The 18571-nt window shown below is 41.0% G+C and carries 14 protein-coding genes; 6 read left to right on the forward strand and 8 right to left on the reverse strand.

The annotated features are described in order from the left end of the window. The first annotated feature begins 45 nt into the window (after positions 1 to 45). The 4 genes from PSR9079_RS02840 to PSR9079_RS02855 all read left to right on the forward strand — a co-directional run bounded on the left by PSR9079_RS02840 (position 46) and on the right by PSR9079_RS02855 (position 4695). Positions 46 to 2487 (forward strand): M1 family metallopeptidase, encoded by a 2442-nt coding sequence (locus tag PSR9079_RS02840; RefSeq protein WP_149980349.1) that lies wholly within the window; start codon positions 46 to 48, stop codon positions 2485 to 2487. Further along, entirely contained in the window at positions 2487 to 3005 is a 519-nt protein-coding gene (locus PSR9079_RS02845) for a DUF6702 family protein (RefSeq protein WP_149980350.1), read from the forward strand. The genes PSR9079_RS02840 and PSR9079_RS02845 overlap by 1 nt, the downstream gene beginning before the upstream one ends. 161 nt (positions 3006 to 3166) lie before the next feature. After that, the gene (locus tag PSR9079_RS02850) at positions 3167 to 3802 is read left to right on the forward strand and encodes an HAD family hydrolase (protein ID WP_149980351.1); all 636 of its coding nucleotides are present in this window, start codon (positions 3167 to 3169) and stop codon (positions 3800 to 3802) included. Between the two features lie 167 nt (positions 3803 to 3969). Then, on the forward strand, positions 3970 to 4695 hold the full coding sequence (locus tag PSR9079_RS02855; RefSeq protein WP_145238859.1) for a YebC/PmpR family DNA-binding transcriptional regulator: 726 nt from the start codon (positions 3970 to 3972) through the stop codon (positions 4693 to 4695). Between the two features lie 200 nt (positions 4696 to 4895). Here PSR9079_RS02855 and PSR9079_RS02860 read toward each other — a convergent pair whose 3' ends face one another. Further along, positions 4896 to 7073 carry a malate synthase G gene (locus PSR9079_RS02860; protein ID WP_149980352.1) on the reverse strand — a complete coding sequence of 726 codons (2178 nt, stop codon included), beginning with the start codon at positions 7071 to 7073 and terminating at the stop codon, positions 4896 to 4898. A 256-nt stretch (positions 7074 to 7329) separates the two neighbouring features. Between PSR9079_RS02860 and PSR9079_RS02865 the strand changes: the two genes are divergently transcribed. Continuing rightward, positions 7330 to 8931 carry an isocitrate lyase gene (locus tag PSR9079_RS02865; RefSeq protein ID WP_145238853.1) on the forward strand — a complete coding sequence of 534 codons (1602 nt, stop codon included), beginning with the start codon at positions 7330 to 7332 and terminating at the stop codon, positions 8929 to 8931. Between the two features lie 627 nt (positions 8932 to 9558). On the opposite strand, the gene PSR9079_RS02870 is transcribed toward PSR9079_RS02865, so the two are convergent. Beyond that, a complete protein-coding gene (locus tag PSR9079_RS02870; RefSeq protein WP_149980353.1) occupies positions 9559 to 11583 on the reverse strand; it encodes a S9 family peptidase in 2025 nt (674 codons plus the stop codon). Between the two features lie 99 nt (positions 11584 to 11682). Further along, complete coding sequence (locus PSR9079_RS02875; protein ID WP_149980354.1) at positions 11683 to 12402, reverse strand: 4'-phosphopantetheinyl transferase family protein; 720 nt, start codon at positions 12400 to 12402, stop codon at positions 11683 to 11685. Between the two features lie 98 nt (positions 12403 to 12500). On the opposite strand from PSR9079_RS02875, the gene PSR9079_RS02880 reads away from it, so the two are divergent. Then, positions 12501 to 13208, forward strand: a complete 708-nt coding sequence (locus PSR9079_RS02880; RefSeq protein WP_149980355.1) for a WD40 repeat domain-containing protein — start codon at positions 12501 to 12503, stop codon at positions 13206 to 13208. Positions 13209 to 13282: 74 nt separating this feature from the next. Here the strand turns inward: PSR9079_RS02880 and PSR9079_RS02885 are convergent, their stop codons facing one another. Genes PSR9079_RS02885 through PSR9079_RS02905 form a run of 5 tightly spaced genes read right to left on the reverse strand, consistent with a single transcriptional unit; the run spans position 13283 to position 18367 of the window. After that, positions 13283 to 14140 (reverse strand): aminotransferase class IV, encoded by an 858-nt coding sequence (locus PSR9079_RS02885; protein ID WP_145238837.1) that lies wholly within the window; start codon positions 14138 to 14140, stop codon positions 13283 to 13285. Further along, positions 14140 to 15006 (reverse strand): glutamate cyclase domain-containing protein, encoded by an 867-nt coding sequence (locus tag PSR9079_RS02890; RefSeq protein ID WP_149980356.1) that lies wholly within the window; start codon positions 15004 to 15006, stop codon positions 14140 to 14142. Before PSR9079_RS02890 ends, PSR9079_RS02885 begins: the two co-directional genes overlap by 1 nt. Beyond that, positions 14991 to 15722, reverse strand: a complete 732-nt coding sequence (locus PSR9079_RS02895; protein ID WP_149980399.1) for a 5-oxoprolinase subunit PxpA — start codon at positions 15720 to 15722, stop codon at positions 14991 to 14993. Before PSR9079_RS02895 ends, PSR9079_RS02890 begins: the two co-directional genes overlap by 16 nt. 12 nt (positions 15723 to 15734) lie before the next feature. Then, positions 15735 to 16532 (reverse strand): putative hydro-lyase, encoded by a 798-nt coding sequence (locus tag PSR9079_RS02900; protein ID WP_149980357.1) that lies wholly within the window; start codon positions 16530 to 16532, stop codon positions 15735 to 15737. A 17-nt stretch (positions 16533 to 16549) separates the two neighbouring features. Continuing rightward, the gene (locus tag PSR9079_RS02905; protein ID WP_149980358.1) at positions 16550 to 18367 is read right to left on the reverse strand and encodes a glycoside hydrolase family 3 protein; all 1818 of its coding nucleotides are present in this window, start codon (positions 18365 to 18367) and stop codon (positions 16550 to 16552) included. Positions 18368 to 18571: the final 204 nt, after the last annotated feature.

Here is an 18571-nt window from a genome sequence, read left to right on the forward strand (position 1 = left end):
ACTATTTTGACAAAGTATGCTTACGAAAAATTAACAGGATTAATTATGAAAAAAGCAGTTGTAACTTTAGGGGCTATATTTTTACCGTTAGCTCTCTCAAGTACTGTTATGGCTTCTGCAGTTGAGCAAACAAAAGGCAGTTATGTTGATAAGTTTCGCCAACTTGATGAAGTGCTGCCTACACCGAATGTTTATCGTAGTGCAGCAGGTGAGCCTGGTGAAAAATATTGGCAGCAGCATGTTAATTACGACATCGATGTAAAGCTTGATGAAAATGCACGTCGCTTAACAGCAAGTCAAACCATAGAGTATAAAAATAATTCACCGCACACACTCAAGTATTTATGGTTGCAACTCGATCAAAATATTTTTAAAAGCGACTCTATTGCAGAACGTACTGCTACATTTAACGGCTCTGCCCTACAGGGAGATCCACAACCAAAAGCAACTAAATTAAGTTTAAGTCAGTTACGTCGTCAACAATTTATGAGTGACAATGAACTTGGCTTTACAATTGCTAATGTTAAAGATGATAACGGTAAAGAATTAAAAGTCACAGTTGTTGATACACTAATGCGTATTGACTTAAATGAACCACTGAAACCAGGCAAAGACACCGAATTCAGTATGGACTTTGCTTTTAACATCGTCGAAGAAGATGCCGTTGGCGCTCGCTCTGGTTACGAGCATTTTGAAAAAGATGGCAACGACATATTCTTACTTGCTCAATGGTTTCCGCGTTTAGCTGCTTATACAGATTACGAAGCATGGACTAATAAAGCCTTTTTAGGCAGTGGTGAGTTTACGCTAGAATTTGGTGATTATGATGTTGAGATCACTGTTCCTGCCGATCATATCGTCTCTGCAACGGGTAAGCTTGATAATGCTAGTAGCGTGCTGACCCGTACTCAGCGAAACCGTTTAGAACAAGCCAAAAATACAAAGCGCCCAGTATTTATCGTTACTGAAGATGAAGCCTTAGAAAATGAAAAAGAAGGCACAGACAAGACCAAAACATGGCACTTTAAAGCTGAAAATGTGCGTGACTTTGCATGGGCGTCGTCGCGTAAATTTATGTGGGATGCAAAAGGTTATCAACAAGGCGGTAATGATCAGCCATTAGTGATGGCTATGTCATTTTTCCCCAAAGAAGGTGGCGATCTATGGAAGAAGTATTCGACCGAAGCAATCGTACATACAATGGAAGTTTATTCACGCTTTTCATTTGATTATCCATACCCTGTTGCGCAGTCAGTCAATGGTCCAGTAGGCGGTATGGAATATCCAATGATCACATTTAATGGCCCTCGAACTGAGTTACAGGATGACGGTTCGCGTACTTATTCACAAGCTGAAAAGCGCTTTTTAATTGGCGTGGTGATCCACGAGGTTGGTCATATTTATTTTCCTATGGTGGTGAACTCTGATGAGCGCCAATGGACTTGGATGGATGAAGGTTTAAACAGCTTTTTAGATGGTGTTGCTGGGCGTGAATGGGATCCAACTATTCCATGGGGGGTTGAACCACGTGACGTTGTTGCCTACATGAAGTCTGAAAATCAAGTGCCGGTAATGACTCAGTCAGACAGCGTACTGCGTTTAGGGCCTAATGCTTATACCAAACCTGCGGCCGCACTGAATATTTTGCGTGAAGTGATTTTAGGCCGTGAGTTGTTTGATTTTGCGTTTAAAGAGTACGCCCAGCGTTGGAAGTACAAGCGCCCTACCCCTGCTGATTTTTTCCGTACCATGGAAGAAGCATCAGGTGTTGATTTAGATTGGTTCTGGCGTGGCTGGTTCTATAGCACTGATCATGTTGATATCTCGCTCGATAAAGTCTATCAATTACGTTTAGATACTAAAAACCCTGATATAGATTTTAATCGCCTACGTGATATTGAAGCGGCTAAACCTATGCCGCTATTTGTGGAACGTAATAAGGCTGAAGCTAAAAAGCTATGGGTTGAAGAAAACTCCGACGTAACTGATTTCTACGATGAAAACGACCGCTTCACTGTTACTAACAAAGAGCGCAACTCGTATAATAAATTCTTAAAAGGCTTAGAGCCATGGGAGCGTAAAGTACTCGATCGCGCAGTTGCAGAAGATAAAAACTATTACGTGCTTGAATTTTCGAATTTAGGCGGCCTAGTAATGCCAATTTTACTTGAGCTTAGCTATGAAGACGGTACTAAAGAAGATCGTATGATCCCTGCCGAAATCTGGCGTCGCAACCACAAACATGTGCAAAAACTTATTATTACTGATAAGAACAAGCCTTTGGTATCAGTAACGGTTGATCCTCGTTGGGAAACTGCAGACGTAGATGTTGAAAATAATAACTACCCTCGTCGTATTATCCCTTCACGTATTGAAGTGTATAAAAAAGAGCAAAGTAAAGCCAAAGTCAGCCGCGATATCATGCACGATATTAAAACTGAGCTAAAAACAGGTGACGAAAAAGACAGCGATAAGGAGCAAGAATAATGCGTTTTATGCTTATTATTCTTGCTTTTATAGTTGCTATGCCAGCGATGGCGCATCAACTTAAAGCATCAGTAACTACAGTTTTATTTAATAAACGTACTAGTAATATTGAGCTAATGCATCGTTTTTATTTACATGATACCGAGCATGCTGTGGAGCATTTATTTGCCGGTGGTGCAGATATTATTAGTAATAAAGAAGATCAACAACGCTTTGTAGATTACATCGAATCACATGTTGCTTTACAAACACTCGATGGTGAGCCGCTAGTGCTGAAGGAAGTGGGTGCGCAAGTTGATGGTAAGTTTTTTTGGGTTTATCAAGAGGCACCGATCCCAAAGGATATTAAAGGTATCCGTATGAGTCACGGCGCGCTGCGCGATTTATGGCCTGCGCAAGTGAATATGGTTAATGTTGAAGGTAAAGGCAAAGTGAAAACACTGCACTTTACCCAAGATGACACTTGGCTAGAAGCGCGCTTTGAACCAGCTAATACAGCGGTAGAGCAAACAAAGTAGGCAAATTTAAAAGTCCCCCAACCGACGCGCACAGTAGTTTTGTGCGCGTTTTTTATTAATTTTTATATTAAATACGAATATGTTCCTTTTCATATCTAATTGCGTAAACTATCTTAAAGTAAGTAATTTGGATGAAAATTAAATCATATACAAGGAGTGGTATGAATATGTATCAAAGTAAAGTAGCTGGGGTAATTTTTGATTTAGATGGCACCTTAGTATCATCTGAACTTGATTTTACTCTTATCAAAGCTCAAGTTGGTTGCCCTGACGAGCATGATCTACTTAGTTTTATTGATGGTCTTCCTTCGCCTTACATGCGTGAGGAAGCAATGAATATTGTCCATCAGCATGAGCTTATTGATGCTCAACATGCAACGTTGTTACCCGGTGTAGCGCAAGCTATCGCGCGTTTAAAAGAGCAAGCAATACCAATGGCAATCGTGACACGTAATTACGACCGCGCTACTGCGCTGAAATTAAAAAATAATCCGTTGCCAATTCAAACTGTACTCACGCGTAGTGATGCCCCCCCTAAGCCAGATCCGAGTGCTTTGAATGCAATTGCAACGTTATGGGGAATAGATCAGCAACATATACTTTATGTTGGTGATTATCTTTATGATATCCAGGCTGCACATAATGCCAATATGCGTGCTTGTTTATATGCACCGAGTGATGTTCCTGCATATGCAGAACAAGCTGATTATATTCTGCACCATTTTTCTGAATTGCCTAAGTTAATAAATAATTTAGGACAAACACGACAATCTCGACTTATAAATGCTTCCGTTTGAGTAGAATTTTAGTGTTATGTTAAATAGCGTGTTGTTTAACTTTTATAAGCGTAAGTACTGTTAAGCGAAATGTCATAATTGTGATTTTGCAGTCATTTAATCACTAGCTCAATACTGCGCAAATTGTTAAAATGTTGCCAATATCGAGTTTCCAATAGAGGCATAAGATGGGCAGAGCATTTGAAGTACGTAAAAGCTCCATGGCGAAAACAGCCAATGCTAAAACCAAAGTTAATTCTAAGTACGGTAAAGAAATTTACGTAGCAGCAAAAAATGGTGAACCTGATCCAGAAGTAAACCAGTCGCTAAAACGCTTAATCGAACGCGCGAAGCGAGATCAAGTACCAGCACATGTCATCGAAAAAGCGATAGAGAAAGCTGCTGGCGGAGCTGGTGAAGATTATGCAACAGCCCGTTACGAAGGCTATGGCCCAGGTAACTGTATGGTGATTGTTGACTGTTTAACAGATAACCCAAATCGTACTATTAAAGATGTTCGCTTACCGTTTACTAAAACTGATTCAAAAATAGGTACACCAGGCTGTGTAGCACATATGTTTGATCATTTAGCTGTACTTGGTTTTAGTGGTGACGATGATGAAGTGGTACTTGAAGCTTTAATGATGGCTGATGTTGATGTAACCGATGTAGAAGTTGAAGATGGCAAAGTATCGGTTTTTGCTCCACATACCGAATATTACAAAGCAAAAACAGCATTAGAAGAGGCGTTTGAAGGTATTATTTTTGAAGTTGACGAAATCACCTTCGTGCCACAAGTGCATATAGAAATTACTGATGCCGATGTTATCGCTAATTTTGATAAATTTATTGCAATGTTGGAAGATTGTGACGACGTACAAAACGTTTATCATAACGCCACGGTAGTGAATTAGGCTGAAGTTATAAAGTTAGCAAGTTAGTAGTTTCGAGAAGATACAAAAGCGCATTTCATTGCTGAAATGTGCTTTTTTGTTGTTGATAGCTTATTTTGCTGAATGCTGATTATTCAGCAAAGTTATGGTTAAAGGATAATTTAAGCAAAAAAAACCAGCCCGAGGGCTGGCAATATGACACTAACAAACTCGAAGGGGAGTTATTGTTGCGCTTTGTATCTTATACGAAACGCATGCAACAATGGTTCAGTATAACCACTGGGTTGTTTAACTCCTTCTAATACAAGGGCTAATGCAGCTTGATATGCAATACTTTGTGCTAAGCTTTGCACTGAATCGGCCATATTAACATAAGCCGGATCCCCTTCATTTTGGCCATCCACTACTTTTGCCATTTTCGCCATAGTAGTTTCTATTTGTGCCTGCGTGCATACCCCATGCTGCAACCAGTTAGCCATATGTTGGCTTGAAATACGCAGTGTAGCCCTATCTTCCATTAATCCTATATGGTTAATGTCAGGCACTTTAGAACAGCCTACACCTTGATCAATCCAACGTACTACATAACCTAAAATACCTTGAGCATTGTTATCCAGCTCTGCCTGAATATCTTCTTTGCTCAAACTATTAGGATCAACCATCAAAGGCGGAGTTAATAGTTCTGTTAAACTAGCTTGTTGTCGCTGGGCAATCGCTTTTTGACAGGCAAACACATCAACGTCATGATAGTGCATAGCATGTAAGGTGGCTGCAGTAGGGGAGGGCACCCAGGCAGTATTAGCGCCTGCTTGCGGATGGGCAATTTTTTGCTCCATCATCAACGCCATTTTATCGGGCATTGGCCACATACCTTTGCCTATTTGTGCGCGACCACTTAACCCGGTTTGCAAACCGATATCGACATTTCTGTCTTCATAAGCATTGATCCAAGGTTGTTGTTTAATAGCTGCTTTTGGTAATACTACACCTGCTTGCATTGAGGTATGAATTTCATCACCTGTACGGTCTAAAAAGCCAGTATTGATAAATACCACACGCTGTTTAGCAGCATTAATACAGGCTTTTAAGTTCACCGATGTACGGCGCTCTTCATCCATAATGCCCATTTTGATAGTGTTTTTCGGTAACTGTAAAAGCTGTTCAATACGACTAAATAATGTATTGGTAAAAGCAACTTCTTCAGGACCATGCATTTTCGGTTTGACGATATTGATACTGGCTGCAGTTGAATTTTTTACCGGGCTATTGCCATTTAAGTCATGCAGTGCGGCAGTGACCGTGATCATTGCATCCATGATACCTTCAAATACGTCGCGGCCTTGGCTATCTTGAATCGCCGGGTTTGTCATTAAATGGCCAACATTACGCACAAACATCATACTACGCCCTTTTAGACTTAGCGGTTTCCCATCAATACCTGAATAACTGCGGTCTTTGGCGAGTGTACGCTCAATCGTTTTGCCATCTTTTGTGAATGACTCAGCGAGAGTGCCTTTCATTAAGCCTAACCAATTTTGATAAACTTGCACTTTATCTTCGCCGTCAACGGCGGCAACGGAGTCTTCACAATCCATAATGGTGGTAAGTGCAGCTTCGAGGAGGACGTCTTTTAAGCCCGCTTTGTCGGCGGCACCAATGCTATGATTATGATCTATTTGTAGCTCTATATGGAGGCCATGACTGAGTAATAAAATTGCCCTGGGGTTTTGCGCTTCACCTTGAAAACCAACAAGTTGCGCTGGTTGTTTTAAGCCTGTTTGTGAGCTATCACGTAAGGTGATGATGAGCTGCCCATTAACTACCGAATAATTAGTACTTTCAATATGTGAGCCATTTTCAAGTGGTAACGCTTTATCTAAAAACTGCCTAACGTAGGCCATTACTTTAAAACCGCGAACAGGATTATAGTTGCTGCCTTTTTCAGCGCCATCTTCTTCGCTAAGTACATCAGTGCCGTATAAGGCATCGTATAACGACCCCCAGCGTGCGTTAGCGGCATTAAGTGCAAAGCGTGCATTACTTACTGGCACAACCAGCTGAGGGCCAGCTGTGCGGGCTATTTCAGGCTCAACATTTTCTGTCTCAATGCAAAAATTATCGGGCTCAGGGACTAAATAACCAATGTCAGTTAAAAACTGTTGGTATTGCGCTGCATCCCAGTGTTTATTTGCTAGGTGATAGCTATCAATTTGGTGTTGTAGGTCTTCACGCTTAACTAATAATGCACGGTTAAGCGGACTAAGATCATCAATAATTTCAGCAAATCCTTGCCAAAAGTGTTGTTCGCTAATACCTGTACCGGGTAGCAGTTGCTGGTTAACAAAATCGGCTAATTGGTTATCTACTGTTAATCCAAATTGGCTGTGAGAGAGTGTCATAATCGATATCCTTTTAAACGGTCACGGTGCAATTGACTGCATGTAAGCAATCTTTTGTTAACCATAACCTAAAAATACGCAATAGGTGTTCTTTTAGCCATTCACTAAATATATAGCCAGCATAACAACTATAAATTTACTAAATCCAATAAATCGGCCTAATGTTGATTTAAGCGCTACAGAGCATTAACTCTTAGCCTCTCACACAACCATATAAATAAAATTTAGTTTTAACCCGTTCAGAGGATTTTTTATTATGACTACTTATCAACGTGAAACCGATACTTTAGCTACACTTTGTCAAGCACAAGGTAAAACATGGCAAGCAATTAATCCTGAATACGCAAGTCGTATGCGTTTGCAAAATCGTTTTCGTACGGGATTAGACATCGCTCAGTTTACAGCTGACATCATGCGTGAAGATATGGCTGCATATGATGCTGATACCAGCCAATACACACAATCGCTTGGTTGCTGGCATGGTTTTACTGCCCAACAAATGATGATGGCGATTAAACGTCACCAAAAAACCACTAAGCGTAGCTACGTATACCTAAGCGGTTGGATGGTTGCTGCGCTGCGCTCTGAGTTCGGCCCACTACCGGACCAAAGTATGCACGAAAAAACCTCAGTACCGGCGTTGATTGAAGAAATTTATACTTTCCTAAAACAAGCCGATGCTCGTGAACTTGACCATTTATTTAAAGACTTAGATAACGCCAAAGCAACTGGTGGTGATGTACAAGCGGTACTTGATAAAATAGATAACTTTGAAAGTCATGTGGTGCCGATCATCGCAGATATTGATGCTGGTTTTGGTAATGAAGAAGCAACCTACCTACTCGCTAAAAAAATGATTGAAGCGGGGGCATGTGCTATCCAAATCGAAAACCAAGTTTCAGACGCGAAACAATGTGGTCACCAAGCAGGTAAAGTAACTGTGCCACACGAAGACTTTTTAGCAAAAATTAACGCCGTGCGTTATGCCTTTTTAGAACTGGGTATTGATAACGGTATTATTGTCGCACGTACTGACTCACTTGGTGCTAGCTTGACCCAAAAAGTGCCGGTATCACAAACACCTGGCGACCTTGCTAGTCAGTACAATGCGTTTTTAGAAACCACGCCAATTAACGGTGTTGAAGATTTAAATGAAGGTGATACGGCAATGAAGCTGAACGGCCAATTATGTAAGCCGACTCGCCTTGATAATGGTTTATACCAATTCCGCGAAGGCACAGAAAAAGACCGTGTTGTACTAGATTGCATTACCAGCTTGCAGTCGGGTGCTGATTTACTGTGGATTGAAACTGAAAAACCACATGTAAAACAAATTGCTGAACTGGTTAATCGGGTTAAAGAGCAAGTTCCTGACGCTAAACTGGTTTATAACAATTCACCTTCTTTCAACTGGACATTGAAATTCCGCGAGCAAGTTTATCAACAGTGGTTAGACGAAGGTAAAGACTTATCTGCTTATCCAAGCATTGATGATAATAAGGCGCTAATGGCACCAGAGATGGATGCAACTGAACTTGCAGTCGCAGCAGATGAGTTAGTACAAAACTTCCAACGTGATGGCGCGCGCGAAGCTGGTATTTTCCACCACTTAATTACGCTACCGACCTATCACACGGCTGCATTGAGCACTGATATTCTGTCAGAAGGCTACTTTGGTGACTTAGGTATGCTGGCTTATGTACGTGATGTGCAGCGTCAAGAAATTCGCCGCGAACAAGCATCCGTTAAGCATCAAGACTTAGCAGGTTCTAACATGGGAGATACCCATAAAGAGTACTTCTCAGGTGAAAATGCGCTTAAAGCTGGCGGCGAAGCAAACACTATGAACCAGTTCTAACATAACAGTCCAACTCAACAATGTTACAAAGGGCCGCAAGGCCCTTTTTTTGATGCTAGCAATTACACAGGATATACAGCTTTACACCTGCTAACTTTACCGCTCAGATCAGATTTTAACTAAGGCTTGGATCAGTATTTAACTAGCATCAGATTTACTTTCAATTTTTGGATCAGATTTTTATCAAGTAAATTTTTTGGCGGTATTTCTTATCAATTTAGCGATTTAATCAGCTTTTAGCTCTTTGGAAAGGGGGGATTTTGATAAAAATGGCCGTTATTAGCCATTAATCAGAAAATATAAACCGATTTTTTACCAACTCTAACCGACTACAAACCACTTTTTTACCAACTTAAACGCCATAAACAGTGACTCAAACCGATTTTTTACTAACTCAATGACCAAAAAATGTCATAAACCGAAATTTTACTAACTCGATTTTTTACAAAGTCCGATATTTGTGTAAACTTTAGAATATGTGAATGAGCACTCACTTTTTGTAAAGGGGGTTTACAGGGGATTTGACTAGTGACAAATTAGCGAGAGTAAAAGTTGCTAAGGACCAAGCTACGGTTTCTAGCTTCACACTTGCAACTTGTTAACTTTACTCTCGCCGCTAACTAATTTCTATTTACTATGTTTATCAAACCACCATTGAATATAAGCGACTTTAGCCATCAAGTTTGACGGCCGTTTTGTTATGCCATGTGATGCATCAGGAATACGTACCATTGCTGTATCAACTCCTTGTAGCTTTAATGCTTGATAAAATTGCTCGGTCTCAGAAATAGGAGTGCGGTAATCCGCTTCACCAGTGAGTAGCATGGTTGGTGTTTTAACATTACCAACATAGCTAATTGGCGAGCGCTTCATATAATGCTCAATATGATCCCATGGCTTACCTGGGAACCAGTAATCGGCAAAGAATGGGTAGAAGTCAGCAGTTAGTACAAAGCTGATCCAATTGATCACCGGCTTGGCAACAACAGCGGCGGCAAATCTGTCGGTATGGCCAACAATCCACGCCGTAAGTACACCGCCACCAGAGCCACCGGTTACAAATAGTTTTGACTGATCAATAAAACCTTTGCCAATAAGCGCATCAACGCCAGTCATTAAGTCATCAAAATCGTTACTAGGATAATTGTGATGAATAGTTTGCGCGAACTCCTTCCCGTATGAATCACTACCACGCGGGTTCATATATAAAACCACATTACCTTTAGCGGCAAATAATTGTATTTCAGCGCTAAAGTGTGGACCGTAGTTAGCGACAGGGCCGCCGTGTATTTCTAAAATAAGGGGATATTTTTTACTACTATCAAACTCAGGAGGGTAGGCGACCCAACCTTGAATTGGTAAGTCGTCATAACTTGATTTCAGCCAAATTTCTTCTACTTTTGCCAGCTGTTTATTACCAAGCGCGTCGTCATTTAATTTTGTTAAACGTTGTGTTTTACCATTTTTAACTATTGCTATATCAGCAGGACGTTGGGTATCAGCAAGCGTGATTGCCACATCACCATCGTCGCTTATATCAAAGTCACCACCAGAATAAGGGCGACCGAAGGAAACACTCCCTATTTTTTGTGTGATCACTTTTCGTTTGCCGCTACGTGGTTGATAAGCGAGTGCGGTTTGGCCTTCACTGGCGTAACTAAAATAAAGCCCTCTAGAATTATCAGCCCATTTAATTTGCTCGACACTGCGGTCAAAATCAGCGGTTAAACTTGTGGTATCACCCGATTTTAAATCGCGAATATATAGCTGGGTATTTTCATAATTGGTACGTTTATCATCATAACCGGTATAGGCAAGATAACGCCCATCTGGTGATATTTGCGGTTGCTGATCAGGACCTTCTCGGTCGGTAAGCGCTGTTATTTGTAGGTCATTTAATGTCAGCTGATATATTTCAGAATTTGTTGGTTTGAGTTTAAAGTCAGCATGGCGATTAGCCGAAAAATAAAGGCTGTTACCATCTTCAGAAAAGCTAACTGGCCCGCCATGGTCAAAGTCGCCAGAGGTCAACTGACGGGCATTACCGCCATTGGCTTCAATAGTAAACAAATGACGAAAACCAGGCTTGGTATAACCGCCGCCATCGGCACGATAATATACGTCATCAATAAATTTAGCAGGCTCTGCCCAGCTGGCACCTTCAGGCTTGCCTGGTAAGTTAATAGGAGAACTAACTTTACTTGGTACAAATTGGCTAAACAGTAATTGCCGACCATTAGGTGACCACTGCAAACTTGCAGGGCTTTGAGTAAGATTACTAATTTTTGCAACAGCGCCTGTTTTTAGCCATTTTACATAAATTTGGCTACTGCCATCACGAGTTGAAATAAACGCTAAACGTGATTGGTCTGGCGACAAGACAGGGGAGTAATCCATATGTACACCCGATGTAAGCGGTTGTAATTGCTTTGAACTACTGTCGACAGACCAAATATTACTAACTTTACTATCTGATTTAATGTCCATCCGATTACGAACAAAGTAGACGGTTTTACCGTCGTTAGTCATTTCAATTTGATTGGCATATTCAAGGTCGAATACATTTTCTAGTTGAAAAGTTTGCAGGTTATTATTGGCTAATACTGAAAAACACAGCGAGGTTAGGAGGGCTGCGGGGGCAATCAATTTCATTTTAATTCCTTGTTATTAATTATCGCACCTAACCGTTATAGAATAACAAAACCCAAAGGTACACCATCATGCGATGAATACCTGATTGATTATTAGTGGCTACTTGCCGACATTAGTATTTTTGAGTGGTTGAGCTGCGATAGTAAATTCACACTCGGTGAGTACTACACTTTTATTACATTGATAGAAAACGGTTACGTAAGTGTCTTGAGGCACTTGCTCTGCGAGCGTTTTAGTAATTTTAAACTGCAATTGTTGCTGATTAAAAGCAATTAGCTGTGCAGCTTCAAAACCAAAAAATTGCTTTTCGCTTGGATATAGTGCTTTAAAAATACTTTCTTTTGCTGAAAAAATGACGGTTAATGGATGTGAAAGCTGCCCAGCCAATCGCCTAAAAAGTGGATATTCATCAGGATGCAAAATTTGCTTTTGTAGCTCTAGCTCTTGTTTGGCACTCATTAGTTGCTCTATATCAATACCAATTCCAGCGATATCAGTGTGCTGACATGCCATGGCCATTGCGATCCCTTGCGTGTGGGTAATGCTACCAATAATGTTTTTAGGCCATATGGGCGCGCGATCGGGGCCTGAGATAATATCAAAACAGGGGATATTGAGGGCGGTTAACACCTGTTTTGCGCAAAAACGGCCGGCGAGGTATTCAGCTCTTCGTTTAACAACAGCCTTTTGTAGTTGTTGCGGTAACACAATCTGATAATTTAAAAAGTCACTGTCAATAAAACTGCTACTGTCAAACTCACAACAATAACTATTATGACTAAGTTGTGGGCTCAGTTTAGTATAAAGAGAAAAATCCATAACATTTTGCTGTTTTGTTTAGTGCCATTAGTAAGGCTTTGATAATACACTAATAACTTCATAAATAAAGTAAAGGCTATGACTATTTAAGCTGAGCTTTGGTTAAGAGATTTACTAACATATTTATTTTAGCATTAATATTATTTTCAGTTGCAAATGGTCAACTACTGGGTAGTTGGTCAACAGGGAAAAACATTGCTCGTGATATTGCAATATCAGCAAACGGTCAGTTAATAGTGGTAGGCTATCGTAGCTGTGAAGCTGATGTGATCAACTCTCTAACGAAGCAAAATACGCTATTTCAAGTTCATCGCCTTGATATTAATTCTGTAGCACTATCTGCAGATGGACAAACAGCATTAAGCGGTTCAAGCGATAAGTTTAGTTATTTATGGTCAACGAAAGATGGCACTATTTTAAAAGAGTTCAAATTAGCGACTCGTGTTAATCATGTCAGTATAAACGAAAATGCAAGTTTAGGTTTTGCGATAGATTCTGTTGATGATCGTATATTTCTTGATTTAAACACCGGTATTAAAAAAGCTGAGCTAAATATATTTACTAATTTTATAGAGTTTAACCACTCGCGGTTTGTAAATGATGATAAAAGGTTTTTTACCGGCTCACCGAAAAACACGATACAATTATGGCGTGTAAAAGATGGTACATTATTGGCTGAGTATAAAGCGACACAACTGCGCATTCGTGGCTCAGTTTTAGCTGTAGCGTATGATAAAGAAAATAAAACAATTGTCAGCGAAAGCAGTGATGGAGTACTAGAAGTTTGGCCGTATCAGCCTAAGTAAGCGAACATTTAATTGGATTTTAAAAGCCGTGTTTACTTAACAAACCCGGCTTTTATAATTACCACTTAGCGCTATTAATAATCAAACTTATGTTCAGTAAATAAGCTCTGTACTTGTTGCCATATTTTCCCTGGTTTGCCATCAGCGACCAGTTGACCGTTGAGTTTTACCACTGGGCCAACTTCTTTTGTGGCACTGGTGATCCATACTTCATCGGCTGCAAATAGTTCCTGCTTAGTAATAATACGTTCTTGAACTTTAAAGTCACTGTGGCTGTGTAATATCGTTAAAATTAACCAGCGAGTGATACCCGGTAAAATTTGGTTATCCAATGGGGGGGTGCTGATCACGCCATCTTTAACAATAAACACATTACTTGAGCTTGCTTCGGTAAGCTCATCTAAGCGATTGTATAAAATGGTTTCTTTATTGCCAGCAGCCGCACCATGCTGGTAATGAATCACGTTGCCGAGTAATGCGGTTGACTTGATGTGGCAACGCTGCCAGCGCTTATCTTGCTCAACGGATACAGTATAAGTCGTGGCGTTGTCGATATCACTAACGGGTTGTGCTGGAATTTCAAAGGCGTAGGCAAATACCGTTGGCGTAATACCACTAGGATAAGCATGAGCACGCTTAGTATCAGCGCCACGGCTAACGTGCAAATAAATACCAAGGTTTTCACCGTGATTTTTCTCACACAGCTGCTGGCAGATTTCACGCCATGTATCAGCTGTATAATCGAGTACAATTTCCAGTTCATTTAAACCATTTTTCATGCGTTCAATATGCGCTGCAAAGCCAAGCATGTTGCCATTATAGGCAGGGATCACTTCGTAAATACCATCGCCAAATAAAAAGCCTCTGTCCATTGGCGATATTTTTGCGTGCTCTGCGTTCATATAGTCGCCGTTTAAATACACCGTACTCATTATAAATCCTCATTCTGATTGGCAACACCGCTAAGCTGACGTAGTCTTGCGATGAGTTGTTGGCCATGCATAGCATGTAAGCCATCTTCGGTTAATTCGTTTTTGTGAGTAACGCCATCTACACTGCCACGTTCACTCAAATATTGCAGGATTGCTAAAGTATCGACTTCTGCGAGTAAGTCTTGGCTATGCCAGCGGCTTAAAAACGCAATAATGCCGTAAGCTGCCCAGTTTGATACATCCGCTAACAGCAGTTCATCGCAGCAAGTAAGGCATGGCATAATGCTCAGCTCGGTCATATATTGTGATAAATTGCCCATCCCTATTTCGTTACCGCCATCACCAATAGCTACAGTTGGGCAGGAGGCTTGGCTGACAAAAAAATCAAAACAACCACAATCAGCCGAAATATCAATACCACGCATATTGTAATATTTATTGCCGTGACACAGCCCGGGGCGCTCGATAGACAATACGCAATCTGGCTTTAATTCAGCCAGCGCAGCTTTGCTAAAAGCCATTGCATCAGTAAAATTATTCAGTGGCAATTCAAAACAGTTAAATTCATTTTTCAGTGCACTGTAAAGGGGGTTTCCACAGACTAAAATAGGATTTTTACCCAGCGTAATTAAAGCATTGTATAAAGCAATGGCGCCTACAGGGCCATCGGTTTCAAAGGTTTGCTTGACGGCAAAACCGGTACCAATGAGTACCGTACTTTTGGCATCAAATAACGACTTTGCAGCGCGCAGATAAGTACCTGTCTGTTGATAGGCATAGAGATTTTGCATACCACGTAGGTTTTGTTCTACCATCATGGTTTCGATTGCTTGACTTAATTGTTCATCACTTAACGAGTGTGGCATAACGCTTTTATCTCTTGAATAAGGGCAATGCCTGCAGCGTTATCGCCATGCACACATAAACTGTCGGCGTGTAAAGGCAGTTGTTTGCCCGATTGTGTGGTTACGCAGCCGGTGGCGAGTAACTGTTTAACTTGCGCTATTAGCGCAGGTTTATCATGTACACTACCAGCAATTTTCCGTGATACTAATTGACCGTCATCGGTATATTGGCGATCAGCAAATGCTTCTAAAATTAATTCAAGGTGATATTTTTGAGCAAGTTGTTGATGTTGCTCTGCTTTCGCAGTGGCGAGAAGCATTAGTTTTAAAGGGCTCGGGTAACTGGCAACAGCTTGCATCACAGTGGTCAAAATTGTTTTATCGGCCATCATATCGTTATATAACGCGCCATGTGGCTTCACATACTCTAAAGTGAGGCCTTGTACTTTTGCCATACCTTCAATTGCGGCTATTTGATAATGCAGGCAATTGCTTAGCTCTTGTGGTGTTAATGCCATGGAGCGACGACCAAAGCCCTGTTTATCAGGATAGCTGGGGTGCGCGCCTATAATGACGTTATGTTGTTTAGCAAGCATCAGGGTGCGTGCTAGAACATCACTATCACCGCCATGAAAACCACAAGCAATATTAGCCATATCAATATGCGGCATTACCTCTTCATCAAGGCCCATTTGCCATGCGCCAAAGCTTTCCCCTAAATCACAATTGAGCTTCATCATTATTTCCGTTTAAAAAGCCGAGATATGGGCGTTTTGAATGTCGGTGATCAGCATATGACCTGGGCTATGTGTAATGCAAAAATCAGGCGCAGCATTAGCTATGGCTACTTGCGGCGTGACACCACAGGCCCAAAATACCGGTACTTCACCGTCTTTAATGGTGACAGATTCACCAAAGTTAGGGCGATTAATATCTTTAATACCTATTGCAGCTGGATCCCCAAAGTGAACTGGCGCTCCATGCACATCTGGAAAGCGGCTACATATTTGGATTGCCCGAATCGCATCTGCCGGCTTCATCGGTCGCATACTAACGACCATGTTAGCATGAAATATACCGGCGCTTTCGCAAGGAATATTAGTCATGTACATAGGTACATTTTTATTTTCCGTAATATTACGTATTTCTAGGCCCGCCAACTTTAACGACTCTTCAAATGAAAACGAGCAACCAATTAAAAAAGTGACCAAGTCGTCGCGCCATTGCTCTTTGATATTCGTTACTTCTTCAATCAATTGGCCATTTTTAAAAATACGATAGCGAGGTATGTCAGTCCTAATATCTAAATCATGAGCAACATTTGGAATGCTGGTAGCTCCAGGCGTGCGGCTACTTGCTACAATTGGGCACGCTTTTTTGTTTGCTTGGCAAAATTGTAAAAAATCAAACGCATAGCGCTGGGGCAAAATCACTAAATTAGCCTGTACAAAGCCGGGAACAAAGCCCGATGTACTACCGGTATAATCTTCATTCCTGATCATATTACGAATAGCGTAAGGCGTAGTAAGTGATGCGTTATGTTGCATAGTATCCTCGTAAACTTTTAGTTGTTGTTAATGCCACTGACGGTAACAGGCAAAGTACCTTGCGCAGGCTTTTTACCAACTAGTACTTTTGCAAGAGCAGTAAAAGCTGGCCCTGCTACTTTAACATCATTATCTACATCTATGTTATACGCATAAGTTGCTAAAATTGCATCCGCATATTGGCCAAATGTGGCAATATCGTATGGTGCTCGTAAACTAACAAAAACGGTTTTCTTATCAGCTTGTTGCGCTTGCTGAAGCAGTTTTTCAAGTGCCGGACCTTGCGCCGATTTTGCAATTGCAAATGCAGGGTTATCAGCAAGGTCATCCATGCCGCCAATTTCTACCGCGCTTTGGTTTGGTGATGCATTGCCTGCAATGATGATATCCGCTTCATTGATTGCTTTTAACGTCGCAGTGGGCTCAAAGCCTTGTAAGCTGGTGCAGCTAAATGCTAGTGGTTGCTGAGTATTTTCTGCAATCGCCTGTTGTAGCGCTAAACACTTGCGGGTATCAGGCATGATGATATGTACTTTACTATTTTTCGTCAGTTTAATCGGTAAGGTGTGCTGGTCATTTTTAACTTGGGTAATGGCGGCAAGAGCCAGCTCAGCTTCGACTTTGCGATGATTATCATCACCGAGAATAAGTTGTGCTTTTTGCATTGCTAACGATTCGGCAAGCTCTGTGGTCAGTTTAAATTTACTTTTTAAATTGATGATGCGTTGAGCAGAGATAGCGATTTCGTCGGCTTGTAAATTACCTTTTTCAACTTCGCTCACTAAGCGGCTGATCAGTTTATCTAATACGACTAAATCTTTTGGACTACGAATTTCAATTGGCATCAAAGCAATATCAACCCCGGCAGCAAAGGTATTTACAACGGCTTCAATTGGTTCGAAAAAGTGGCTAATACCAGCCATATCTAGCGCATCGGTGATCACTACACCTTGATAGCCCATTTCATCGCGTAATAATTCGCTGATGATTTTATGCGACATCGTCGCAGGTTTGATCATGGTTTTGCCATCTTTACTAACAAATGTGCTGCTATCCAGTGCTGGGTACTGAATATGCGCAGTCATGATCATGCCAGGGTTTTGCTTTTTAATAATAGTTTGAAACGGAGGTAAATCTTTTTCCCAGATAGTTTCTTTATCGTGCATTACTTTTGGCAAGCCGGTGTGGCTATCAACGTTTGTATCACCATGGCCTGGAAAGTGTTTCAGTGAGGTAATTACGCCATTACCTTCAAAGCCAGCAACTTGTGCGCCACCTAAAATACTCACAAGTGTTGGATCTTCACCGTATGAGCGCACATTAATAACCGGGTTATCAGGGTTCATGTTTACATCAACAGTTGGTGCATAGTTAACATTCACACCAATGGCTTTTAATTCATCAGCAATCACTTGTGCAGATTGTGTAGCAAACTTGGTGCCGTGAACCGCATAACTTGCGCCAATCGACATATTACCAGTAAATGAAGTGGCAATATCACGAGGAATACGTGCAACACGTCCGCCTTCTTGGTCAATTGAAATAAATAATGGTGCGCCTAAGCTCGACTTTGCCGCAGCTTGTTGCATAGCATTATTTAATTTAACGATTTGCGCAATATTATCGATATTTTCAGCAAATAAGATCACCCCACCAATATTATGTTTAGTGATCACCTTGGCTAAATCTGCAGGTAATTCAGTGACTGCATTACGGCATTTTTGCTCAGGTGTGTTCTCGCTGTCTTGCTCACAATAATAACGAAAATCGAGCATCAGCTTTTGGCCAAGCTGTTGCTCAAGGGTTAAATTGGTCGCTGCAAAGGTCGATTTCATTGGTAATAAACACCCTAGTCCAAAGAGAATTGATGATATGGCAAACTTATTTAACACAGTAGGCTCCAAAGCTGAATTGCTTATTTTATTTATGAATATTTTATTCCTGATGGTAATGCCATTTTGGATTAAAATACAACATATTTTTGTCAAATTAACGGTTTTTTTGCAGAACTGCAAAAACCACCGACGAATCACATGCTT

Origin of the sequence: Pseudoalteromonas rhizosphaerae, from assembly GCF_902498845.1 — a bacterium.
Classification (GTDB): Bacteria; Pseudomonadota; Gammaproteobacteria; order Enterobacterales; family Alteromonadaceae; genus Pseudoalteromonas; species Pseudoalteromonas rhizosphaerae.